This is a genomic window from Salinivibrio sp. AR647 (assembly GCF_001995415.1).
GTDB lineage: Bacteria > Pseudomonadota > Gammaproteobacteria > Enterobacterales > Vibrionaceae > Salinivibrio > Salinivibrio costicola.
In genome coordinates this window covers 48,532-71,284 of record NZ_MUFE01000011.1, presented here as the reverse complement: position 1 = coordinate 71,284, position 22,753 = coordinate 48,532, and the positions used below count along the sequence as shown (strand labels likewise).

At 51.0% G+C, this 22,753-nt stretch carries 21 protein-coding genes; 13 read left to right on the top strand and 8 right to left on the bottom strand.

Annotation, left to right across the window (positions count from 1 at the left end; genetic code table 11):
- The first annotated feature begins 1 nt into the window (after position 1).
- Together BZG76_RS13130 and BZG76_RS13125 are read left to right on the top strand one after the other, a co-directional pair.
- Positions 2-940 (top strand): ABC transporter permease, encoded by a 939-nt coding sequence (locus BZG76_RS13130; protein WP_077461699.1) that lies wholly within the window; start codon positions 2-4, stop codon positions 938-940.
- 120 nt (positions 941-1,060) lie between these two features.
- Positions 1,061-1,864 (top strand): hypothetical protein, encoded by an 804-nt coding sequence (locus tag BZG76_RS13125; RefSeq protein ID WP_077461698.1) that lies wholly within the window; start codon positions 1,061-1,063, stop codon positions 1,862-1,864.
- 143 nt (positions 1,865-2,007) lie between these two features.
- Here the strand turns inward: BZG76_RS13125 and BZG76_RS13120 are convergent, their stop codons facing one another.
- The 4 genes from BZG76_RS13120 to hemC are packed head-to-tail and all read right to left on the bottom strand — an operon-like array spanning position 2,008 to position 6,026.
- Positions 2,008-3,204, bottom strand: coding sequence for a heme biosynthesis HemY N-terminal domain-containing protein (locus BZG76_RS13120; protein WP_077461697.1), 1,197 nt, complete (start codon positions 3,202-3,204; stop codon positions 2,008-2,010).
- Positions 3,201-4,337 carry a uroporphyrinogen-III C-methyltransferase gene (locus tag BZG76_RS13115; protein WP_077461696.1) on the bottom strand — a complete coding sequence of 379 codons (1,137 nt, stop codon included), beginning with the start codon at positions 4,335-4,337 and terminating at the stop codon, positions 3,201-3,203. Before BZG76_RS13115 ends, BZG76_RS13120 begins: the two co-directional genes overlap by 4 nt.
- Complete coding sequence (locus tag BZG76_RS13110) at positions 4,330-5,094, bottom strand: uroporphyrinogen-III synthase (protein WP_077461695.1); 765 nt, start codon at positions 5,092-5,094, stop codon at positions 4,330-4,332. The genes BZG76_RS13115 and BZG76_RS13110 overlap by 8 nt, the downstream gene beginning before the upstream one ends.
- Entirely contained in the window at positions 5,091-6,026 is a 936-nt protein-coding gene (gene hemC / locus BZG76_RS13105; RefSeq protein WP_077461711.1) for a hydroxymethylbilane synthase, read from the bottom strand. Before hemC ends, BZG76_RS13110 begins: the two co-directional genes overlap by 4 nt.
- A gap of 389 nt (positions 6,027-6,415) precedes the next feature.
- Here hemC and BZG76_RS13100 point away from each other — a divergent pair, with 389 nt between their 5' ends.
- The gene (locus tag BZG76_RS13100; protein ID WP_077461694.1) at positions 6,416-9,001 is read left to right on the top strand and encodes a class I adenylate cyclase; all 2,586 of its coding nucleotides are present in this window, start codon (positions 6,416-6,418) and stop codon (positions 8,999-9,001) included.
- Positions 9,002-9,056: 55 nt separating this feature from the next.
- On the opposite strand, the gene cyaY is transcribed toward BZG76_RS13100, so the two are convergent.
- Positions 9,057-9,368: an iron donor protein CyaY gene (gene cyaY, locus BZG76_RS13095; RefSeq protein WP_021022161.1), complete on the bottom strand. Its 312-nt coding sequence runs from the start codon at positions 9,366-9,368 to the stop codon at positions 9,057-9,059.
- A gap of 77 nt (positions 9,369-9,445) precedes the next feature.
- Between cyaY and lptM the strand changes: the two genes are divergently transcribed.
- From lptM to uvrD, 7 genes are all read left to right on the top strand, one after another.
- Complete coding sequence (gene lptM, locus BZG76_RS15590) at positions 9,446-9,556, top strand: LPS translocon maturation chaperone LptM (RefSeq protein ID WP_241824095.1); 111 nt, start codon at positions 9,446-9,448, stop codon at positions 9,554-9,556.
- A gap of 24 nt (positions 9,557-9,580) precedes the next feature.
- Positions 9,581-10,834 (top strand): diaminopimelate decarboxylase, encoded by a 1,254-nt coding sequence (gene lysA, locus BZG76_RS13090; protein ID WP_077461693.1) that lies wholly within the window; start codon positions 9,581-9,583, stop codon positions 10,832-10,834.
- Between the two features lie 8 nt (positions 10,835-10,842).
- Positions 10,843-11,673, top strand: coding sequence for a diaminopimelate epimerase (gene dapF / locus BZG76_RS13085; RefSeq protein WP_077461692.1), 831 nt, complete (start codon positions 10,843-10,845; stop codon positions 11,671-11,673).
- Complete coding sequence (locus BZG76_RS13080; RefSeq protein ID WP_077461691.1) at positions 11,670-12,362, top strand: DUF484 family protein; 693 nt, start codon at positions 11,670-11,672, stop codon at positions 12,360-12,362. Before dapF ends, BZG76_RS13080 begins: the two co-directional genes overlap by 4 nt.
- Complete coding sequence (xerC, locus tag BZG76_RS13075) at positions 12,359-13,321, top strand: tyrosine recombinase XerC (protein ID WP_077461690.1); 963 nt, start codon at positions 12,359-12,361, stop codon at positions 13,319-13,321. Before BZG76_RS13080 ends, xerC begins: the two co-directional genes overlap by 4 nt.
- 1 nt (position 13,322) lies before the next feature.
- Positions 13,323-14,051, top strand: coding sequence for an HAD-IA family hydrolase (locus BZG76_RS13070; RefSeq protein WP_158011349.1), 729 nt, complete (start codon positions 13,323-13,325; stop codon positions 14,049-14,051).
- Between the two features lie 170 nt (positions 14,052-14,221).
- Positions 14,222-16,402 carry a DNA helicase II gene (gene uvrD / locus BZG76_RS13065; RefSeq protein WP_077461688.1) on the top strand — a complete coding sequence of 727 codons (2,181 nt, stop codon included), beginning with the start codon at positions 14,222-14,224 and terminating at the stop codon, positions 16,400-16,402.
- 96 nt (positions 16,403-16,498) lie between these two features.
- On the opposite strand, the gene BZG76_RS13060 is transcribed toward uvrD, so the two are convergent.
- Entirely contained in the window at positions 16,499-17,143 is a 645-nt protein-coding gene (locus BZG76_RS13060) for a LysE family translocator (RefSeq protein WP_021022154.1), read from the bottom strand.
- Entirely contained in the window at positions 17,140-18,072 is a 933-nt protein-coding gene (rarD, locus tag BZG76_RS13055; protein ID WP_077461710.1) for an EamA family transporter RarD, read from the bottom strand. Before rarD ends, BZG76_RS13060 begins: the two co-directional genes overlap by 4 nt.
- A gap of 204 nt (positions 18,073-18,276) precedes the next feature.
- On the opposite strand from rarD, the gene recQ reads away from it, so the two are divergent.
- The 3 genes from recQ (at position 18,277) to BZG76_RS13040 (ending at position 21,194) form a co-directional block, all read left to right on the top strand.
- A complete protein-coding gene (gene recQ / locus BZG76_RS13050; RefSeq protein ID WP_108743683.1) occupies positions 18,277-20,124 on the top strand; it encodes an ATP-dependent DNA helicase RecQ in 1,848 nt (615 codons plus the stop codon).
- Positions 20,111-20,413: a DUF3630 family protein gene (locus tag BZG76_RS13045; RefSeq protein ID WP_077461686.1), complete on the top strand. Its 303-nt coding sequence runs from the start codon at positions 20,111-20,113 to the stop codon at positions 20,411-20,413. Before recQ ends, BZG76_RS13045 begins: the two co-directional genes overlap by 14 nt.
- 112 nt (positions 20,414-20,525) lie before the next feature.
- Complete coding sequence (locus BZG76_RS13040; RefSeq protein ID WP_077461685.1) at positions 20,526-21,194, top strand: 7-cyano-7-deazaguanine/7-aminomethyl-7-deazaguanine transporter; 669 nt, start codon at positions 20,526-20,528, stop codon at positions 21,192-21,194.
- 642 nt (positions 21,195-21,836) lie between these two features.
- Here BZG76_RS13040 and elbB read toward each other — a convergent pair.
- Complete coding sequence (elbB, locus tag BZG76_RS13035; protein ID WP_021022594.1) at positions 21,837-22,487, bottom strand: isoprenoid biosynthesis glyoxalase ElbB; 651 nt, start codon at positions 22,485-22,487, stop codon at positions 21,837-21,839.
- Between the last annotated feature and the right edge of the window lie 266 nt (positions 22,488-22,753).

Sequence of the window (22,753 nt, the reverse complement as noted above, 5' to 3'; positions counted from 1 at the left end):
GATGACACAAGCACAAACCACCCCAAGTCGCTGGCAACGCTTTTTGGCCTCAGATTTCCTCTATCACTTTAAGCGTGACAAGGTGGCGATGGCCAGTTTTGCCATTTTTATGGTTTTTCTCCTACTGGCTGTGTTTGCGCCTTTGGTGGCACCAACCAATCCTTATGATTTGATGTCGATTGATATCATGGACTCAGAGTTACCGCCTGCTTGGATGGAATGGAGCGATCCTCGCTTCTTATTAGGGACGGATAACCAGGGCCGAGATATCTTATCCACTATGATTTATGGCCTGCGTATCTCTCTGACCATTGGCCTATGTGCGGTGGGATTACAGCTCATCTTAGGGACAATCATAGGACTGAGTGCGGGGTACTTTGGCGGACGGATAGATAGCTTCTTTATGCGGATTGCAGATATTCAGCTGTCTTTCTCTACCATGATGGTGGCGATCATTGTGTCTGCGATTTTTAAAGCCAGCTTTGGTAGCGAGTTTTATAGTCAATATGCGATCTTGATGCTGGTGGTGATTATTGGGATTGCCGAATGGCCGCAATATGCGCGTACTATTCGTGCCTCTGTACTGGCGGAGAAGAAAAAAGAATATGTTGAAGCGGCGCGTGTAATGGGGTTTCGATCACCGCGTATTATGTTCCGGCACATTCTTCCCAACTGTCTGTCTCCGATCTTGGTGATTTCAACGGTTCAAGTGGCTAACGCGATTATGTCAGAAGCGGCGTTATCGTTTTTAGGCTTGGGTATGCCTGTCGATCAGCCGTCTTTGGGCTCATTAATTAGTATTGGCTTTAATTACATTTTCTCTGGTTCGTGGTGGATAACGGTCTTTCCTGGTATTGCCTTAGTGCTGCTGGTGTTGGTTATCAACTTGCTGGGTGATTGGCTCAGGGATGTGTTTAACCCCAAAATTTATAAAGGATGAGAAAAATGGCTGCGTACGCAGCCATTTTTGTTCGTACCTAACAGCTTGAGAATCGTCAGCTTGAGTCATTGTACGACTTTGCTTAAGCTGATGAACATTAAGTGTCGAAGGGAGTAAATCATGGGGCGGTGGCGAGGTCTGGTTGTCACGCTAATGGCAACGTGGGGAATGATATCCTCAGTGAATGCAGCGCAAACACCTTGTGCGATTATCGACAATCAGCAAGGTTGGCCGATCATTGGTGAAAAATGCGATATTGGCAATGGGCTGTGGGGTGATCAGTCTCCTGACCCGCAAAGTTCAGCATTTTGGGTCCAGTGCGGTGCCACAAACGGGGTACCATCACGTCAGTTTTATCAAACATTGCGCCAAGGTTTGCCGGATTTACCCTTTCAAGTGCAAGTTCGCGAAGGGCGTGGTCGTTGTTTAATTGGTCCCTATCAGGCTCTCGATGTCGCCAATGTGGTGCTTAAACGTGTACGCATGTTTGGTCCGACACGCCAAGCGGTGTTGCGCCAAACCCGTCAACCCCTATCTCAGCCTGCAGTTATACGCTTGCCGCCACTGGCGGAGACAAAAGCGTCTACTCTGCCAGAGACAAGCGGAAAAGCAGCCCAATCCGAAGCCGCCTTCAATTTGAGCCACTTTGGTTTACCTGAGCCTGAGCAAGGTGACAAACAGTATACGGAAAAAGGGATGAGCTGGGTGCGGCTACCTTATGCGAAGGCGGAACCGCGTTGTCAGCAAGAAGGAATGGTACTTGCGTCCAGGCAGGACTTAACCCAGGTCGCCCAAGCCACCGATCAATTACCGATGCGTTTACCTTACTGGGTACAAGGCGCCCAGGGTGTTGATGCCAATACCGGCACGGTGGTCACGCGTAATCAAGTGGCAGCGCTCAATGTATTGTGTAAAAAAGGATAGCGAGTCGGCAAACTGGGGTTAGCTTTGATAGTAAGGTTAACCACAGAAGCAGTAAGGTTAACCACAGAAGCGATACGTGATGGCATCGCATCGACAAAAACGCCCCATTTTATGATGGGGCGTTTTTGTTACTATCAGGCGTATTATGCTGCGGGCGGACGCTCGGGCAGTGCCATTTTTAAGGCGGTGCGCGAGATATCGCTGGCCGCTTGTCCTTGGTTGAGTTTATCTAACACATCGGCAAGGTAGGCATAATCACTGACATCAGTACGGTATTCGAGTGCTTGCTCAAAGTGGCTGCGCGCATCTTGCCATTTGCCTGCTTGCATCAGCAGCTGGCCCAGCGCGCTGTGAACAACTGGATTATGGCTATCGCGGGTTAGCAACTCTTCTAGCATGACCACGGCCGGATAACTGTCGGGCAAGTTGAGCGTAGGGATCAGTGCAATCAAGCGATCATCGGGCCGCTTTTTCAAGGTTTCACGCAATAAGATGTAGGCTTCAGAATCGGCATTTCGCGCCGACAAATGATGCACTAATCCAGCGAGCAGTGCGGGTTGGTTACGTTTGGCCTTCGGCAGTTGGTTCCAATGCGCAAGCAGCCCTTCTGCCCCTTTCTGACTGGCAACATGCGACATAACGCCAAGCTCGGCACGCTCATACAATACGTTAAGTTGTTCACTATTGAGCAGCTGTGCTTTTTTTAGCGTTGGAAGAAGGTTGAGTAACGCTGACCAATCTTCTAATTGGATATAGGTCTCTTTCAACAGGGACAGCATCACAGGGTTGCGTGGGTGTTGGCGTTTTATTGCCCGCAGTGAGGCCAATGCTTGCTCATACTGCCCGCTTTGGCTGTGTAACTGGGCGCGAGTGAGGGCGAGCGCTAAACTGTTGGCATTGATATCGGCGGCGTGTTGTAGGTACTGATCCCGCGCATGTAAATCTTGGCGTTGTTGTGCCGCTTCTGCGGCGGCGAGCAAGTTGTGCATGGGAGCATCACTGTGTGAGCGCGCTTTAGCGAGGAGCTTTTCCGCCTTTTTCCACTCGCCCTCGCGTAATTTCATTAAGCCAGTCTGGGTCTGCTGGCGAGCTTTACGCTGTTTCCGGCCGGATAACCAACCACTGGCAGTACTGCTCATCGAAAAGAGTTTTCTTAGCACCCACTCTAGGGCCCAGAGCACTGCAATGAGCGCGGCGATGAGCACTAAGAGGGTTGTAACGCTCATTTCAATGGTTTGCTGGGCCGCTGAAATGAGCACGTAGCCTTGGTGACCAGCCAGTTGTGGACCAACCACCAAGCCTGCCGCTAAAACGAGGACAAGTAACAGCAGTCGTATCATGATTGGCCTCCTGTTAGCGGTGCAATATCTCGGCGCAATCGGGTATCAATCTCATCACTGACGAGTGTTTGGCTGCTGAGCTTTTGCGGAAGGTCGACCCCAATACGCTGTTCGTTCAGGGCGTTGAGTTGCTCAACAAAACGGCGGGTGGCGTTAGCATCCTGATTATAAAATCGCAGCGCCCAGTCTTGGGCCATGCCAAGTGCTTCATGATAGAGGGTGTCATTCCCTTGATAGACAGCCCGCATGGCTTGATCGAGCTTGTTTTTTAGGTTCTCTTGCAAATAATAGCTTTGTGTCGGCGAGAGCAGTGGCACCACATTACCGTCGCGTTTGCGGTAGGTAATGAAATCATCAACAAATCCTTTCAGTGAGGTGGTCAGGTTTGCTTGCCAATCGTTGACCGACTCGCTCACCACCGGAGCTTGCGTTTCCTCTGCCTCAGGGATCACGGCGCTGGCAAGGGGTAAGTCCTCGACTTGTCGTTGCATGCTCGTTAAGCGCAACACTATGCCATCTTTATCCACCCGCTTGACCGCTTTTAAAGCCGTTATATCGTCAGCTAACGCTTGGCGAATCGGTACCAACGACGGGTCGTTGAGCTGGGCAATACGATGATCTGCCGCTTCCATCAGCGCTGTGGCGCTTTGCGCATCGTGCTCAAGCCACACTTTGCGCCCTGCCATACGAATTAAATAATCCGCTTCCGCAAGTAACCAATCGTTAGGTCGGCGGCCTTTCACATCGGCCATTGCCTTTTGTAGACTCTTCAGGCTGCTATCTTGTTGATTAAGTCGTGTTGTAGTGGCGTCCTCAAGTTGCTCTCTTGCTTTTTCAGCGGCTTTTTGTTGCTGGCTAAGGGATTGTTCAAGGTTAGCAATTTGAGATTGTTGCGCCGATACTGTGTTTTGTAAGACAGTCGCTTGCTGGTGCCCATGATAGAACACCCATCCACTCGAGCCGAGTGCTATCGCGATGGCAATCGCGCCAAGAACAATACCGCCACGTCCCCCTGATGATGTGCTTTTTTTTGCTGTTTTCCCCGATGAGGAGGCATCCGTGGCGTGTGTCTTGGGTGACGAGGGCGTCGTAGCCTTGTTTGATTTGGTGTCGGTATTTTTGTTGTCAGTCATCCGAAAGTCCCGTTTTACTTAACCTGAGCAGCGTGTGAACTAGGGCTGAATTGGCCACGCTGTCAACGGTCGTAATCGTGTCAAAATCGAGCCCTGTGGCTTGATCTTGAATCCTTTTACTGGGCACCAGTATACGGCATTGGCGCAGCCAGTGCTGTCCGCTTAATGTGATAAGTTGATCAAAGTAGGCTAATTGTTGGCCACTGGTGATCACCACGGTGTCGATAGTGTCTTTAGGCCAGCTTACTACTTGCGATACTAAAGGCTCAATGTCCCATTGTCGCCGATAGGTCTCGCAATAGTGAACTTGCGCGCCTTGATTGCTGAGTGTTTTTGCCATCATATCGCGGCCACTGTCACCGCGAAGAATCACCACCTGCGCCCCCTTTACCGCCATAAATGGAGCCAGTGCTAGCATGCCCTCACTGTCTTCGCGGACCGGGTATTGGACAGGCTGGCCGCAGACGGCTTGCCACTCATGAGCAGTGCGTTGCCCAACGGCAACATAATGACAATCACTGGGCCAGGCCATCTCCTGGCGTTGCAATGCCTGATGCGCAAAGGCCACGGCGCGTGGGCTCACTGCGACTAAGATGCTGTCAGCAGGCAGTGAACCGAGCAAGGTGGCGAAGGTTGGTAAGTCTCGCCCCGGCGCAAAACTAAGTAGCGGACAGGCGATCGCCGCCAGCCCTTGTCGGGTAAGCTGATCGACTAACTCACTGCAGTCTGGCTCGGGGCGAACAATAACCGTGGTCATGCGTCGTCTTGATAAAGTTTATCCAGAATTTGGCGCGCACCTTGAGCGAGGAGCTGCTCGGCTAAATCTGTCCCTAGTGCTTCCCCTTTCTCTAATGGACCGGTGATTTCGGCACGTAAGATGGTCGAGCCATCCGGTTCGCCCACTAATGCGCGCAACCAAATTTTGTCGCCTTGAATTTCCGAATAGCTGCCAATAGGCACTTGGCACCCGCCTTCAAGACGATTATTCATCGCGCGTTCACAAAGTACACGTTGTGTGGTGCTGGCATCAGAAAGGGGGGCCAATAAGGTCCGAATACGTTCATCATCCAATCGACATTCGATACCCACGGCACCTTGCCCAACCGCCGGCAAGATGACTTCTGGTGGAATTTCATTACGTATGCGTTCATGTAAACCTAACCGTTTTAACCCAGCGGCGGCGAGAACGATCGCATCATACTGACCATCATCCAATTTCCCTAGGCGGGTGCCGACATTGCCGCGTAAGGTATTAATGATCAGATCCGGGCGACGTTCACGTAGTTGTGATTCGCGGCGCAGGCTAGACGTGCCGACGACAGCCCCTTCGGGTAAATCATCAATGCTGTTGTAATGGTTAGAGACGAAAGCATCGCGTGGGTCACCGCGCTCACAGATGGTGACCAACCCCAGCCCTTCTGGAAACTCAACCGGGACATCTTTCATCGAGTGCACGGCAATATCCGCGCGGCCGTCAAGCATTGCTTGTTCAAGCTCTTTAATAAACAAGCCTTTACCACCGATTTTAGCGAGGGGCGTGTCCAGAATCACGTCACCTTTAGTGACCATAGGCACGAGCTCGACGGTCAAGCCAGGATGGGAAGTTTCGAGTGCTTCTTTAACAAATTCCGCTTGCCAGAGCGCCAAAGGACTTTTGCGTGTGGCAATGCGCACGGGTGTTGAGTACATGGTGTTGCTTCCTTCTTGATTCATAACCACCATCGTATCATTGCCATTGGGTGGCTCGTAATAGTCGTCAATCGCTTTCGAGATTTATGATGGGCTTATCGTCATATAGGTGAAAAAATGTGATCGATAGCGTATTATTTACGCAAATAGTGAGATCGTTGGGCGGCAAACATTGAAAGTTACGACTAAGGTAGTAGAGCGTAAAAGTTGATATTGGTCTCAAAAAGCGCCTATAGTGCGTCACGAATCTCACCACACAGGCATCGGGGTTATTGACTTTACCCGAGTTGTCGAGAGTGTTACATTGATCACGTTTTGTTATCTGCAATTGGGCGGATACGGTGAAGACAGTAACGTCGACCTGTTGACCGGGATGTCAACGAATCTGGATGATTGCCTTGCAAACATACGTACAACAGCAAACTGAGCGCATAGAGGCGTTTAACCGCGTGAGAATGGATCGCGCGCGGTCAGCAATGAGTCGTCAAGCTCAAGCCATTTTTGATGTGCTGCCAGTGCTTTTACATCTCAACCACCCCGCATTGCCCGGGTTTTGTGGCGACAGTGTGCCTTTTGGTATCGCTGATTATCAGCTTGACGAGACACAACGAGAGTTTGTCTCTGACTGTCTGATCCACTCAAAGACGCGCTTCTCCTCTTTAACTGCATGCGTTGATGAACGTCGTCGTCATCCGATTAAAGGCATGTATACCATGGGCAGTACCGGCTCGATGGGACAAAGCCTCACCAGTGATCTGGATATCTGGGTATGCATTGATGCTGCCGTCACCACCGCCCAGCGTGATAAACTCGATGCCAAGTGCATGGCGATTTCCGAATGGGCGCTAAACCAAGGGGTTGAAGCCAACTTCTTTTTAGTGTGTGAAGGGCGGTTCCGCCATCACCTCAGCCAAACCATGACCAGTGATAACTGTGGTACCAGTCAGCACTTTTTGTTGCTTGATGAATTTTATCGTTCGTCAATGCGTGTTGCGGGGCAAAAGCTGCTTTGGTACATGGTGCCGCCAGAAATGGAAGACTGTTACGACGACTATGTCGATACCTTGGTGGCAGACCATGGTCTTGACCGACGTGATTGGGTCGATTTTGGTGGCCTGCCGACCATCCCGGCGGAAGAATACTTCGGCTCGAGCTTGTGGCAGCTTTATAAAAGTATCGATTCACCGTATAAATCGGTACTCAAAGCGATATTACTTGAAGCGTACTCGTGGCAGTACCCTGGCACCCAACTACTAAGTGTTGATGGTAAGCGCCGCTTTTATGCCGGCTGGGTTGATGTATACCAGTCCGATGCGTATTACCTGATGTTGGAAAAAGTGACGCGCTACCTCGAGTCAATTGGCGACGCCCGCCGCTTAGACCTTGTCCGTCGCTGTTTTTATCTCAAAACCCATGAAAAATTAACGCAGTCACCGTCGACCGGCTCAGTGGCATGGCGGCGTGACGTGCTGCGTCTATTGGCTCATGAGTGGGGCTGGGACGAGCAGGCGTTGACGTATCTGGATAACCGCCGTCACTGGAAGGTTGAGGAAGTGCAGTACGCACACAACGAGCTGCTTGATGCGTTAATGCAAAGCTATCGTAATTTGATTCGCTTTGCGCGCCGCAATGACATCACCTCGGCGATCAGCCCGCAAGATATCAGTACGTTAGCGCGTAAGCTTTATGCCGCGTTTGAAGAGCTACCGGGTAAAGTGACCTTGCTGAATCCGCAGATTTCACCGGATCTGCACGAGCCAAACCTGACCTTGATTCAAGTGCCCGAAGGGCGAACGAATCGACCGGGATGGTATTTATATAAACATTCCCTGGATCCGGTTGACATCATCGGTCGTGCGCCACTGGAGCATAACAGCTATCTGTCTAAGCTGATCGCTTGGGCGTTTTTTAATGGTTTACTGACCGAGTCGACGCATTTGCACACCGTAGTACGTGATGCAGACGTTGATATTGATACCCTGTATCAATTGGTCAGTGACATTCGCAACACCTTCTCTCTGCGGCCGCCACGCCCAACCTTGGACGCGTTATCAAGCCCCTGTGAAATTCGTCAGCTCGCCTTGTTTATTAACTTAGAGCAAGACCCGACGTCGGCGTATAAAAAACCATCGATGCGGTTTGATTTTAAAAATAGCGATATCTTTAGCTATGGCCCCGAGCAAACCTGCCTGGTGGGCAGTGTTGATTTGGTCTATCGCAACTCGTGGAATGAGGTCCGGACACTCAACTATCGCGGTGATGATGCGATTCTTGAAGCGCTGAAAACCATGTTAGGAAAAATGCACCAAGATGCGGTGCCACCTGAATCGGTCGATGTGTTCTGCTATTCGAGTAAAATGCGCGGCCTGATCCGCAACTTGGTCTACCAACTGGTGGCGGAATGCATTGAACTTAGGCTAAAACCGGTTGAAAAAGAAAAACGTCGTCGATTCAAAGCGTTGCGTATCGGATCGCAAACGCACGGCTTGTTCTTTGAACGTCGTGGCGTGTCCGTGCAACGTTTAGAAAATTCGGTCGATTTTTATCGCTGCATTTCCACGAATAAAGTGAATGGCACGCCGGTGATGGTGGTGGATAATCCGCAAGATGTGCACCCACCCGCGGTCGTCGATGCCTACGCCAGTGAAGGCTTGGTGCAGTTTTTCTTTGAAGACTGCGCCAATGGCTACAATCTTTATATTCTTGATGAGAGCAATCGCGTTGAAGTGTACCGCCAGTGCAGTGGTGATAAAACAGAGATGGTACAGGGCGTGAACCGTTTTTATACCTCCTCTCACGACCGTTATAGCTACAGTGCTAATTTTATTAACTTTAACTTGCCGCAGTTTTATCAGATTGTCACCGATGATCGCGGTGAGCCACAGGCGTTACCTTTTAAGTGCGATACACAATGGCAGCCGCCTCGCCAACCACCTCACGATGGCTTTAGTGGACAAGTGGCGTCATTTAAATAACCCAGAGAGCGGCTTTTTAGTACGCTCTCTGGGCATTGTTAGCGCCTGCTTCAGATCACCAAGATACCGGCTCTCCAGCATGCCTGCTGCACTCTTGTTGGACTAAATCCATTAAGATTAAGCCGGTCTTGCTGCACGTCCACTCGCCCTCTTTTAACGCGAAATGAAAACCGCCACCTTTTGACGCGACCCAAATTTCTTGCATCGGCTCTTGACGGTTAATGATGATCTGGCTGCCATCGTCAAATTCGAGTGTCATCACATTGCCGACACTCTCATAATCGATGTCGGCGCCTGAGTCATCGATACCTTCTTCGATGGCCTGCATTTGCAAATCGACTAGCTGATGATATTCCGTTGTATTCATCCCGTTATATCCTATTGCTTTTCATGGTTGTGATGCGATTATAGAGGGCATTGACTCGATAATCACTGGCATTCACTATGCGAAAACTCGTCATTTTATTGATACTCACAGGCATCATGACACTGACCGGCTGTGGCCAACAAGGGCCCCTGTATTATCCGGACGAACAACCGACGCAAAATCAATAACCCACGACAACAGGGACGAACACCTTGGATTACTTTAATTATCAGGACGACGGCCAGCTATGGGCCGAATCATTGCCATTGGCTCAGCTTGCCAACGATTACGGCACGCCATTGTATGTGTACTCGCGCGCGACCTTGGAGCGCCATTGGCATGCTTTTGATTGTGCTGTGGGCGATCATCCACATCTTGTATGCTATGCCGTGAAAGCGAACTCAAATATTGGCGTATTAGATATTCTGGCACGGCAAGGATCGGGTTTTGATATTGTGTCGCAAGGTGAATTGGAGCGCGTCTTGGTTGCAGGCGGCGATCCGGCGAAGGTCGTATTTTCAGGTGTGGGTAAAACGGCGGTTGAAATGCGGCGAGCGCTGGAAGTGGGGATAAAATGTTTCAATGTCGAATCACACTCTGAGCTTGACCGCTTAAACCAAGTGGCGGGCGAACTGGGTGTCGAGGCGCCAATCTCTCTGCGCATTAATCCGGATGTTGATGCCAATACGCACCCTTATATTTCCACGGGCCTCAAAGAAAACAAATTTGGCATTGCTTTCGGGGAAGCGCTAAATAGTTTTCGCTATGCTGCCAGTTTGCCCCATCTGAAGGTGGAAGGTATTGATTGCCATATCGGTTCGCAGCTAACGGATCTGACCCCCTTTATTGAGTCCACAGACCGCCTGTTGGCCTTAATTGATACTTTGGCGCAAGAAGGCATTCAGATTCGCCACCTTGATGTTGGTGGCGGCCTCGGGGTGACCTACAGTGATGAAAAACCACCGCAGCCTTCGGAATATGCCAAAGCGTTGCTGGCGCGTTTGGATAAGCATCGCCATCTTGAGCTGATTTTTGAGCCAGGCCGTGCCATTGCTGCTAATGCCGGCGTCTTGCTTACCAAGGTGGAATTTCTTAAACACAGCGAACATAAGAATTTTGCCATTATTGATGCCGGTATGAACGACTTAATTCGTCCTTCCTTGTATCAAGCTTACCAAGAAATTATTCCGGTGGTGCCGCGTCAAGGAGAGCCCAAAACCTACGATTTAGTGGGTCCGGTGTGCGAAACCGGAGATTATTTAGGTAAGAATCGCTCGCTAGTATTAGCTCCAGATGATTTGTTGGCGGTGCGTTCAGCGGGTGCGTATGGCTTTGTGATGGCCTCTAACTATAATTCGCGCTGTCGTCCTGCCGAAATCGTTGTCGACGGTGAACACGCATACTTAGTGCGTGAGCGTGAAAGCTTGGCGTCACTGTGGCAACTTGAAAAGCGCCTACCAGAATAAGGATTGGCATGCAGATACAGTTTGCAAAAATGCACGGACTGGGCAACGACTTTATGGTGGTTGACTGTGTTACACAAAATGCGTTTTTCTCCCCGGATCTTATCCGGCGTTTAGCCGATCGTCATCGGGGTATCGGCTTTGATCAACTACTGGTGGTGGAGCCGCCTTATGATCCGGAAACCGACTTTCACTATCGGATTTTTAATCCTGATGCGTCTGAAGTTGCCCAATGTGGCAATGGCGCGCGTTGTTTTGCCCGTTTTGTGCGCATGAAAGGGCTCACTAATAAATATCAAGTTAATGTCAGCACCCAAGCGGGAAAAATGCGGCTACATATTGAGAACGACAACCAGGTGCGGGTGAATATGGGCGAGCCTATTTTCACGCCGGGCAAGATCCCGTTTCGGGCTAATTCACAAGAAAAGACCTATTTGATGCGCGTAGCGGAACAGACTTTATTTGTCGGGGCCGTGAGTATGGGAAATCCACATGTCGTCACAGTGGTCGATGATATTGATACGGCGGATGTCGAGACGCTGGGGCCGCTACTCGAAAATCATGAGCGCTTTCCCGAGCGTGTGAATGCCGGCTTTATGCAGATTCTTTCTCGTAATGCGATTAAGCTTCGGGTGTATGAGCGCGGCGCCGGAGAGACTCAGGCTTGCGGCAGTGGCGCTTGTGCCGCGGTAGCGGTAGGGATCGATCAAGGGTTGTTGGATGAGCAAGTCACCGTCACGCTACCGGGTGGGGATTTACGGATTCTCTGGCGTGGTCCAGGCCAGCCTTTATCGATGACCGGGCCTGCAACACATGTATATGATGGACAATTGCAATTATGAATCACGGGATAGACGCTACCACATTGGAAACCATGCCGTTGAGCGAGGATGCGGTAGCCGAGTATTTAACTGATAATCCTGACTTTTTTTTGCGTCGGCGTGATTTGCTGGCGCGGTTAACCATCCCGCACGCTGAACAAGGGGCAGTCTCCTTGGTCGAAATTCAGCTCAAGCGCTTGCGTGAGCGCGTCGCAGAGTTAGAAGAAGACATTACCCAGCTGATGAGTCTCGGTGCCAAAAACGATCGCTTATTTCGTGCGTTTGCTGAGACGCATCAAGCACTACTTCGCACGAATCAGCCGCACGACGTGCAAAAAATATTACAGACGCTCAGTGCGCAATTACAGCTCAACGTCAGTGTCTGTATTTATCACGATATTGCGGGGATGACGGCCATTCCTCGTCAAGCGGTGGATCAACTGAAAAATCATCACTTTGCCGGACGCCGTTGCTATTTGGGCCGTTTGCGCCGAGTCGATGCCGAAGTGGTGATGGCACAGCCACCGGAACTGGGGTCATTTGCCTTGGTGCCAATTAAAGGTGAGGGCAAAGAGTGGGGACTACTGAGCTTTGCCAGTGCAGATGGCGGGCACTTCCAGCCGGATATGGATACGCTGTTTCTTGAGCAGCTGGCTTCGCATTTAGCCATTTTATGCAGCCAGTGGGCGCAAAAAGGTGAGAGCCAGTGACCGACGAGACACCTCGCGAACCTGCCAGCGCACCGCGCTCACTGACGGTGCCTTTGGACCGTTTTTATCAATATCAGCTGAGCGAGCGTGGTCTCAGTGCGCATACCCAGCGTAATTATCAGCGCCAGTTAGATAAAATTGTCGACTTTCTGACCGCGCGCGGCATCGCTCACTGGACCGATGTTGATGCTGACTGGGTGCGACAAATTTCGAGCCAAGCCAAACGTGATGGGCTGAAACCGGGCAGTATTGCTTTACGTTTGTCCGCGCTGCGTAGCTTTTTCGACTATCTGGTGCAAGCCGAACAGCTTGCCGCCAATCCTGCCAAAGGGGTCTCAGCGCCGAAACAAGGCCGTCATCTCCCGAAAAATTTGGATGTGGATGAAATGCATCAGCTGCTCGAAGTGGACGAAGACGATCCTTTGTCGGTGCGTGATCGGGCGATGATGGAACTGATGTATGGCGCGGGGCTACGTTTGGCCGAGCTGGTGGATCTCAACGTCCGTGATGTCTCAGTACGCAAAGGGGATTTACGTGTCATCGGTAAAGGAGAAAAAGAGCGCATTGTGCCTTTTTCCGGCATGGCAAAAACCTGGGTGATGAACTGGCTCAAAGTCCGTAATCAGCTCCTCAAAGGCCCAGAAGACGCGCTGTTTATTTCTAAGCTCGGCCAGCGTATCTCGCATCGGAGCGTGCAAAAACGCATGGCAGAGTGGGGACAAAAGCAGTCGGTCAATAGTCATATTAATCCCCATAAATTGCGCCACAGTTTTGCCACCCATATGTTGGAATCTTCGGGGGATCTGCGTGCAGTGCAAGAGCTGCTCGGCCATGCCGATTTGAGCACCACACAAATTTATACCCACTTAGATTTTCAACACTTGGCGAAAGTGTACGATGCCGCGCATCCCAGAGCGCGCAAATCAGGTCCAGATAAAAAACCGAACTCGGAGTCGTGATATGAAATTTTATCGTCGCTTACAGGCGTTTGATGCGGTGAGTTTTGACTTGGATGACACCTTGTACGATAACTGGCCGGTGATCGCACGCGCCGAGGCGGCGTTAACTGACTATTTGCGCGAGCATTGTCCGCCAATTGCCGCGCTTGATAATGTGACGATGGCGGGGTTTCGTCGCCAAGCGTGTGACCAGAACCCAGCACAACGCTTTGATGTGACCGCGATGCGGGTTGCCCAGCTGACGCTTGCCGGTGAACATGTTGGTTTAACCGCGGAGAAGGCGCGCGCACAAGCTCAAGCGGCCACGACCTTCTTCTGCGGTTATCGCAGTGATTTTACTCCGCCGGCACAAAGTTTGGCTTACTTAAAAGCCTGGTCGGAGACGCTGCCATTGGTGGCGATCACCAATGGCAACGTCGACACCGATGCGATTGAAATGACGCCGTTTTTCCAGCATATTTTCCGTGCCGGTGAACACGGCGCGGCCAAGCCAAGCCCTGAGATGTTTGCTCAAGCCGCGCAGGCCTTGGGCCTCGCCCCAGCGCGCATTCTACATGTCGGCGATCATTTAAGCTCGGATGTTGCCGGCGCGCGTCAAGCGGGCATGCAAGCATGCTGGATTCGCCCAGAGCGGCAATCACCCATGATGCATAAAGGGCGCACCTTGCCGGATGTGGCGATCGATGATTTATCTGAACTCGATAGCTTAATTCAGCAGTGGCACCGTTAGGCCGCGATACTGTTATGCGATATTACGCATAGCTCAGATATTACTCATAGTACTGATATTTCCACCATTCACTCGGTTGAAGCGCTGATCGTTATCGGGCGCGCAATTTAGCGCTGAGCTGGTATAATCGCCAACCAGTGTATAAATACCCAGTAAAATGGCAGGTGGCGATGGACGTATCAACTCTTCTTGACGGACTCAACGACAAACAGCGTGACGCCGTAGCCGCGCCGCTTGGCAACCATTTAGTGCTTGCCGGGGCCGGTAGTGGTAAAACACGGGTGCTGGTTCATCGTATGGCTTGGTTAATGCGGGTGGAAGAGGCGTCGCCGTTCTCAGTAATGGCGGTGACCTTCACCAACAAAGCAGCAGCCGAAATGCGTGGCCGTATTGAGCAATTGATGCAAGGCACCGCCTCGGGCATGTGGTGTGGCACCTTCCACGGCATTTGCCATCGTATTCTCCGTGCCCACTATTTGGACGCCAACCTGCCACAAGACTTCCAAATTCTTGATTCAGACGACCAGCAGCGCTTGCTACGCCGGTTAATTAAAGCGCAAAACTTGGATGAAAAACACTGGCCCGCCAAGCAAGCGAGTTGGTACATCAATGGCAAAAAAGATGAAGGCTTGCGTCCCAAGCACATTGATACCCGCCATGATCCGGTTGAAAGCACTTGGCTACGGATTTATCAGGCGTATCAAGAAGCCTGTGATCGCGCCGGTTTGGTCGATTTTGCCGAGATCTTGCTGCGAACCTTAGAGTTATTGCGCGACAAAGCGGTGATCCGTGATCATTACCAAGCACGTTTCCAGCACATTTTGGTGGATGAGTTTCAAGATACCAACAACATCCAATATGCGTGGCTACGCATGATGGCCGGTCAACAGGCTAGAGTGATGATTGTCGGCGATGACGACCAATCCATTTACGGCTGGCGTGGCGCAAAAGTCGAAAATATTCAGCATTTTCTGGACGATTTCACCACCCCGCAGACTATCCGTTTGGAGCAAAACTACCGCTCGACCAGTACGATTTTGCAAGCGGCGAACACCCTGATTGAAAACAACGCCGACCGGATGGGAAAAAGCCTGTGGACCGAGGGCAAAGAGGGTGAGCCCATCTCTGTGTATGCCGGTTTTAATGAACTGGATGAAGCGCGTTTTGTGGTCGGGAAAATCAAAACTTGGCAAGACGAAGGCGGCGCACTCACTGATAGCGCGATTTTATACCGCAACAACGCCCAATCCCGGGTGCTGGAAGAAGCCTTAATTCAAGCCGGTTTGCCTTATCGTATCTACGGCGGCATGCGCTTTTTTGAGCGTCAGGAAATCAAAGATGCATTGGCGTATTTACGTTTGATGGCGAATCGCAATGACGATGCGGCGTTTGAGCGGGTGGTAAACACGCCCACTCGAGGGATTGGTGATCGCACTCTTGAGACGCTTCGTGGTGCGGCGCGCGATCGTGGCCAAACCTTATGGCACACTGCCGAGCAAATCTTGGCCGAAAAAGCGCTGGCAGGGCGTGCGGCCAATGCATTGGGCCGGTTTATCGAGCTGGTCAATGCGCTAGAAGATGACACCCGTGACATGGCACTGTATCAACAAACCGATGCCGTGATCCGTCATTCCGGCTTGCGCGCCATGTACGAGCAAGAAAAAGGTGAAAAAGCGCAAGCACGCGTTGATAACTTGGAAGAGTTGGTGACGGCCACGCGCCAATTTACGCCACCCGAAGAGGCGGAAGCGGAAGGGATGACACCGCTGTCGGCATTCTTGGCCCACGCCGCCCTCGAGGCCGGTGAAGGTCAAGCGGACGAGTTTGATGACGCGGTCCAATTGATGACCTTGCACAGTGCCAAAGGTCTCGAGTTCCCCTTAGTCTTTATGGTCGGGGTGGAAGAGGGCATGTTCCCCAGCCAGATGTCAGCCGAAGAAGCGGGTCGCCTAGAAGAAGAGCGTCGCCTTTGCTATGTCGGCATGACGCGAGCGATGGAAAAACTCTATCTTACCTATGCAGAAATGCGCCGTGTGTACGGCAAAGACATGTTCCATAAGATCTCGCGCTTTATACGCGAGCTGCCCGAGGCCTGCTTGGAAGAAGTGCGGATGCGTGCCAATGTCTCACGCCCTGCTGCAAGCGGTGGTCGTTTTTCCAAAACGCAGACTCAGGAGAACTTTAACCAAACCGGGTTTAGTTTGGGTCAGCGGGTGCAACACCCTAAATTTGGTGAAGGCACCATCATCAACTTTGAAGGCAGTGGCGGACAAAGCCGCGTGCAAGTCGCCTTTAATGGGGAAGGGATTAAGTGGTTGGTAACTCAGTACGCCAAACTGGAAGCGCTTTAATCCCCGCTGCTTAACGCTAGAAAACGTAACATACGCCCAGCCTCGGCTGGGCGTATTGGTATTTGCTCCATCGCCTGCATTTTTGCAGCCGTGGCGTTAGCCGAATACGCCGGCTTGCCACACGACCGCGCCACCTAGCAGCAAAAACAACAACGCACACAGGCCATCGATAACTGGGGCGACTTTGGTGAGCACTTGCTGTACGCGACTGCCTGATAGCAGCCAGGCGAGCGAAGAAAACCACCCTAATGAAAGCAGAAACACCACCGCCACGGCCATGGCTTTGCCACTGGCAGACATGCTGGCCGGTACCAAGGTACTCATCAACGAAATAAAAAACACCAAGGCTTTCGGGTTAAAAAGGTTGGTCAGCACCCCTTTCCAAAAGGCCTGTTTTTGGCCGCGTACCGCAGGCGCATCATTGGCAGTTTGCACTGGCGCTGTGGTAGCGGCGAGTAAGCCTTTGATTGCGCTAAGGCCTAAATACATCAGTACACTGCCCCCCGCCACCTGTACCCACATAAACAGTTGCGGGTGCTGATGCACCAACAGACTGATGCCGGTAATGCTCAGTATTGTGTGCGCCAAAATACTGAGCGATAACCCTAGCGCAATCGCTAAGCCAGTGGCACGGCCATAACGGGTCGCATTTTGGAGCACCAAGGCAAAGTCGGGCCCGGGGCTGAGCAGCGCAATCATATGTACCCCCGCTAGCGTGGCGAGAATAGTCAGCTCGTTCATTCTGGTTTTCCTGTTGATAACGCGGCACGTTTAATGTTGGTGACTTGATGTCGTTTGTTCTGATAGGCATCAACGCTAAATATCGCCAAGGCGGCCCAAATAAAGCCGAACGTCGTGGCCTTGTCGAGGGTGAAAGGTTCGTCATATAAGCCGACGGCGAGTAAAAACATTAAGCTTGGGCCGATGTATTGGAAAAACCCCAATACCGTCAAAGGTAGGCGGGTCGCGGCACCGGTAAAACACAACAAAGGTATCGTGGTGATCAAGCCGGCAGCGGCCAGTAGCATATTTAGACTGATGGGATTATCGAGCAGGTTAGCGCTAGGTGTATCGGCAAACTGCCATAGATAAATCAGCGCAACGGGCAAGAGTGTGCAGGTTTCCACAAACAGACCCGGCACTGCCGGTAAGTTGATTTTTTTGCGCAGTAAGCCGTAAATCGCAAAGCTGGTGGCCAGCACCAGGGCTATCCAAGGCAGTGAGCCAAAGGTAATCAATTGTACCAATACCCCCACCAACGCCAGCGCGGCGGCAAGCCACTGTAGACGGCGAAAACGCTCACCAAGAAAGATCATCCCCAGTGCCACGTTCACCAGTGGATTAATGTAGTAGCCAAGGCTGGCATCCAGCATGCGGTTATTAACAATCGCCCAGATAAAAATCAGCCAATTACAGCCAATAAAGCAAGAGGTGAGCATCAACATCAACAGCTTTTTCGGCTCGCGGATAATCGGTTTAAGCTGATAAAAACGACGGGTAAAAAACAGCAGCAATGCCAAAAAGACAAACGACCAAATAATCCGATGCGACAAGATTTCTGGCGCCGGAATATGGTTGACCGTTTTAAAGTATATAGGGGCAATTCCCCACATAATGTAAGCTGCAAGGGCTAATAGCACGCCTTGGCGGGCGCGTTTCGGATCTGGAATCACGGTGCTTTCTCGTTATGGGTATCGATAAGGAATGAACGCGTATTCATGCATGTTGACTAGATGTAACAAGTTGTAAGCACTGGCGCAAGCACCTTTCTTAGTGCTCAGGGTTTCATCAGTCAGAGGGTGTCGGTAGAATGAGCGCCAGTTTGAGTAACGAGCTTGATTATGTCCGCCACCCCCGCTCATGTCGATACACCAATGGCGACCGACGCCGCTACCATTGACCCTGCCACGAGTACTGCCCACCAGGTACTCAAAGCGGTGTTTGGTTATCATCAATTTCGCGAGGGTCAGCAAGCGGTGATTGACGCAGCGATTGCTGGCCGTGATGCCTTGGTGATTATGCCAACCGGAGGCGGGAAATCACTGTGCTATCAGATCCCTGCGTTGGTACGTACTGGTTTGACCGTGGTGATTTCGCCTTTGATCTCGTTGATGAAAGATCAGGTCGATCAGCTCAATGCCAATGGGGTCGCCGCGGCGTGCTTAAACTCGGCGATGACCCCCGAGGCGCAAGCGGAGACGTTGCGCGCCTTAAACCATGGCGAGGTGAAACTGCTGTACGTGTCGCCTGAGCGTGCCCTGGGCCGTGATTTTCTTCATCGCTTAAGTGATTGGCAACTTGGATTAGTGGCGGTGGATGAAGCGCACTGTATTTCCCAGTGGGGGCATGACTTTCGCCGCGAATATGCCTCTTTGGGTCAGCTGAAACAGCATTTCCCCGATGTGCCGGTGATGGCGCTGACGGCGACCGCGGATGCCACCACGCGCGAGGACATTCTATCTCGCCTTACCCTGAACGATCCGCTGGTGCATCTGGGCAGCTTTGATCGCCCGAATATTCGTTACACGCTATTAGAAAAGCATAAACCCTTAGCGCAATTGGTGCATTTTTTAACTGGCCTACGCGGTCAGTCAGGCATTGTGTATTGCAATAGTCGCAAGCGAGTAGAGCAGGTCGCGCAAAAACTGTGCGACAACAATATGCTCGCCGCTGCTTACCATGCCGGCATGACCACAGAGGCGCGCGGGTCGGTGCAAGAGGCGTTCCAACGTGATGATGTCAATATTGTGGTGGCAACCGTGGCATTTGGCATGGGGATTAATAAGCCCAATGTTCGCTTTGTGGTGCATTACGATGTGCCGCGCAATATTGAGTCTTACTATCAAGAAACCGGCCGTGCCGGACGAGACGGACTACCGGCTGAAGCGGTGTTGTTGTACGACCCCTCCGACATGGGATGGCTTCATCGCTGTTTGGAAGAAAAGCCCGAGGGGCCACAAAAGCAGGTCGAAAGCCATAAATTGACTGCGATGGGCGCGTTTGCCGAAGCGCAAACCTGTCGCCGTTTAGTGCTCCTAAACTACTTTGGCGAAAACCGCCAAACCCCGTGTGGCAACTGTGATATTTGTCTCGACCCACCTACTCACTTCGATGGCACTGAGCAAGCGCAAAAAGCGCTGTCATGCGTCTACCGTGTCAACCAAAGCTTCGGGGTCGGGTATGTGGTTGAAGTGCTGCGCGGAATGCAAAATCAGCGCATTAAAGATCATGGTCACGACAAGCTATCGACCTATGGCATCGGGCGAGAGTGGAGTCATGAATACTGGGTAAGCATTATTCGCCAATTGATCCACCGCGGTTATCTGTTGCAAAACATTGCTCGCAGCTCGGTGTTGCAGTTGACTGAACAAGCGCGGCCACTATTGCGTAGCGAAATGGCGCTTGAATTGGCGGTACCACGTATCGGCCTCAGCCCACGCACCAAAGCCAATAAGCTGAGTCAGCGCCATTACGACAAAAAGCTATTTGCCAAGTTGCGTAAGTTACGTAAAGCGATTGCCGATGAGGAAGATATTCCACCGTATGTGGTGTTTAACGATGCCAGCTTGATGGAAATGGCCGAGATGCTGCCTTCCTCACACGCTGAGCTGTTGGCGGTCAGTGGCGTCGGCCAGCGCAAACTGGAAAAATTCGGCGATGCGTTTTTAGATTTAATTGACGATCACCTTGGCATCAGTGAGTACGGTTATGGTACCGAGTAATTGGCCTTTGATTGAATCAGACTGTGCCTTGGCATTTTCTCAGCCACAGCTTGATGCGGATAATGCCGAGGTTATCTGTCAGCCATTGCTTGACGTGTTACAAGCTCAAGTACTGGAAAGCCAGCAAGACGCCGACATGATGACCTGGCTAATTGACTTTGAAGGCACGCGTCTGATGCTCAAAGCGGCCCATTACACCCAGAGCGTATGGTTGGAGCCATTGGAGAGTGATGGTGATGAAGTGATAGCCTTCTTGCGGCGCTGGTGGATACGTCATCCGCCTCTTTAAATTACACTGGCACCGCCGATTGATTGCTGTATAATTCGCCACCTCGCGCTGCCTGTTGATAGGTAGCTAAGTATTTTGGGTTCCCTCGCCCCCAATAACAAAAAGGTGCACTATGAGCCACTTTTCTCTCGCTCAGCAGCGTAAAGCGCTGAGTTACCTCGTGATATTCCATCTTATCATTATTGCCTCCAGTAATTACTTGGTGCAGATCCCTTTTACCGTTTGGGGTTTCCACACCACCTGGGGAGCGTTTACCTTTCCGTTTATTTTCTTGGCTACCGATCTGACTGTCAGAATTTATGGCCCTGGATTAGCGCGTCGCATCATTTTATTCGTGATGATGCCAGCTTTGCTGATTTCCTATGTGTTATCCGTCTTGTTTTATCAGGGCAGTTACCAAGGATTCGCGGAACTGAGCACGTTTAATCTCACGGTGGCTCGGATTGCGATTGCCAGCTTTATGGCCTATCTGCTGGGTCAGATTTTAGATATTCATGTGTTCAATCGCTTACGCCAACAGCGCCAATGGTGGGTGGCGCCGAGTTGTTCTACCTTGTTTGGTAATGCCTCAGACACGCTCGCCTTTTTTGCGATTGCGTTCTATCAAAGCCAAGATACCTTTATGGCGGAGCACTGGGTTGAAATTGCCCTGGTCGACTACGCCTTTAAGCTGATTATCAGCTTGGGGCTGTTTATTCCTATGTATGGGGTGTTGCTCAACCTGATTATCCGACGTATCACACAAGTGAGTCCGTCGGGGGCGGTGCAGCAAACGTCCTAATCAGCAGCAGAAAAAAGGGTCGCATCGCGGCTCTTTTTTATGTCAGCTTACCGATTACCGGCTTTATTTTGAGAAGCAGATCAATAAATGTACAGCGAATAAAAAATAAACGTATTTTCTTCTTGATTAACGATAATGAGAATGGTTATTATTAACTTGCACTCAGGGACATGACACGACGTTCCTGAAGGCACGACATTGCTCACATTGCTTCCAGTGTATTAGCGGGGCGCTTATCAAACAGTGATTAAGTTAGTCCGTTTTTTGCTAGGCGACATCTTTCGGGATGTCGCTTTTTTCTTTTTGGGCGCTGGCTTTTCGAACCAGGAGTGTTGGCGTGATGGCTGTGGGTGCAATAACAGTTTGATGACAGCGAATGAGTCTGAGCACAAGATCAATAAATGAAAAAGATTATCAACTAAGTGTTGAAAATGGTAATGAGAATGGTTATTGTTAACTTGTCTTCAGGGCAAAGCCCACAAGCTAGGCGTTGAAGGCACGACATTGCTCACATTGCTTCCAGTGTATTGGGGCCAGCAAACTGTTACTAGACAGCTTTGTTTTTGCGCTCACTTGTTACAGCGACGCCCACTTCGGCGTCGCTTTTTTCTTTTTGTCTTTCTTTTTCCCGTTATTATTTGCTTAGGCGAGCTCAACCAGTTTTTTCACCATCCGATTGATACCACTAGCTGCGTCCGAAACAGACGTTGCTAGCATATAGGCCGGTGTGGATAGCAGATGATGGCGCTGATCCAGCACATAATCCGATACTGGGCAGTCAATATGTTCACCCCCCATACGATTAAAGGCGGCAGCGATATCAGGTTCATTGCCAATGGTGCCTTTTACACCTTTTGGATAGATCTGCGGGATCATGATTGGCGCGATACACATATAACCGGCGGGCTTTTCTGCACGCATAAAAGCTTGGCAAACCGCAAACATATCTTGGTGTACCTGCACCGGATCGCCATTGTAAGCAAAGTCTGACAAGTTCTTGGCTGCACCAAAGCCACCGGGGACCAGTAAGGCGTCGAAGTCATCGACGTTTAAATCGGTAAGCGGAAGAATCTCACCACGAACAATACGGCTGGCTTCGGTGAGCACATTGCGCGTTTCGTTCATCGGCTCACCAGTACGATGATCGATCACATGGTGCTGATCGATATCTGGTGCGAAACACTGCCATTGCGCATCGTTTTGTTCTAGTGCTAGCAGCGATAATACGGTCTCTTGGATCTCTGCGCCGTCAAACACGCCGCAGCCAGATAAGATCACAGCCACCTTTTTCATCACGCTCTCCTTGTATCGAGATTAAAAATATCGCAATCAGTGTGGGCAATGCACAACGATCAACGACGCTAATATAGGCTACGTTTATCAGTGTCGCATTGGTACTGGGTTAGGCGAAAGCTTAGCGAACTTCGGCAATGAAATTGGTGATTATCTCCGCAGTTTATGATGACTTTCTCTGCAACCTTGAGACCCATAGCGATTTCTTTTTCCACACCACAAGATCCTTGTTCGATCAAGATCAGGATCCTTTGTTTTTATTTATC

Bases quoted from the DNA above. Each gene is read 5' to 3' on its own strand.
- BZG76_RS13130 (WP_077461699.1), top strand. From the start codon at position 2: ATGACACAAGCACAAACCACCCCAAGTCGCTGGCAACGCTTTTTGGCC.
- BZG76_RS13125 (WP_077461698.1), top strand. From the start codon at position 1,061: ATGGGGCGGTGGCGAGGTCTGGTTGTCACGCTAATGGCAACGTGGGGA.
- BZG76_RS13120 (WP_077461697.1), bottom strand. From the start codon at position 3,204: ATGATACGACTGCTGTTACTTGTCCTCGTTTTAGCGGCAGGCTTGGTG.
- BZG76_RS13115 (WP_077461696.1), bottom strand. From the start codon at position 4,337: ATGACTGACAACAAAAATACCGACACCAAATCAAACAAGGCTACGACG.
- BZG76_RS13110 (WP_077461695.1), bottom strand. From the start codon at position 5,094: ATGACCACGGTTATTGTTCGCCCCGAGCCAGACTGCAGTGAGTTAGTC.
- hemC (WP_077461711.1), bottom strand. From the start codon at position 6,026: ATGTACTCAACACCCGTGCGCATTGCCACACGCAAAAGTCCTTTGGCG.
- BZG76_RS13100 (WP_077461694.1), top strand. From the start codon at position 6,416: ATGATTGCCTTGCAAACATACGTACAACAGCAAACTGAGCGCATAGAG.
- cyaY (WP_021022161.1), bottom strand. From the start codon at position 9,368: ATGAATACAACGGAATATCATCAGCTAGTCGATTTGCAAATGCAGGCC.
- lptM (WP_241824095.1), top strand. From the start codon at position 9,446: ATGCGAAAACTCGTCATTTTATTGATACTCACAGGCATCATGACACTG.
- dapF (WP_077461692.1), top strand. From the start codon at position 10,843: ATGCAGATACAGTTTGCAAAAATGCACGGACTGGGCAACGACTTTATG.
- BZG76_RS13080 (WP_077461691.1), top strand. From the start codon at position 11,670: ATGAATCACGGGATAGACGCTACCACATTGGAAACCATGCCGTTGAGC.
- BZG76_RS13070 (WP_158011349.1), top strand. From the start codon at position 13,323: ATGAAATTTTATCGTCGCTTACAGGCGTTTGATGCGGTGAGTTTTGAC.
- uvrD (WP_077461688.1), top strand. From the start codon at position 14,222: ATGGACGTATCAACTCTTCTTGACGGACTCAACGACAAACAGCGTGAC.
- BZG76_RS13060 (WP_021022154.1), bottom strand. From the start codon at position 17,143: ATGAACGAGCTGACTATTCTCGCCACGCTAGCGGGGGTACATATGATT.
- recQ (WP_108743683.1), top strand. From the start codon at position 18,277: ATGGCGACCGACGCCGCTACCATTGACCCTGCCACGAGTACTGCCCAC.
- BZG76_RS13045 (WP_077461686.1), top strand. From the start codon at position 20,111: ATGGTACCGAGTAATTGGCCTTTGATTGAATCAGACTGTGCCTTGGCA.
- BZG76_RS13040 (WP_077461685.1), top strand. From the start codon at position 20,526: ATGAGCCACTTTTCTCTCGCTCAGCAGCGTAAAGCGCTGAGTTACCTC.
- elbB (WP_021022594.1), bottom strand. From the start codon at position 22,487: ATGAAAAAGGTGGCTGTGATCTTATCTGGCTGCGGCGTGTTTGACGGC.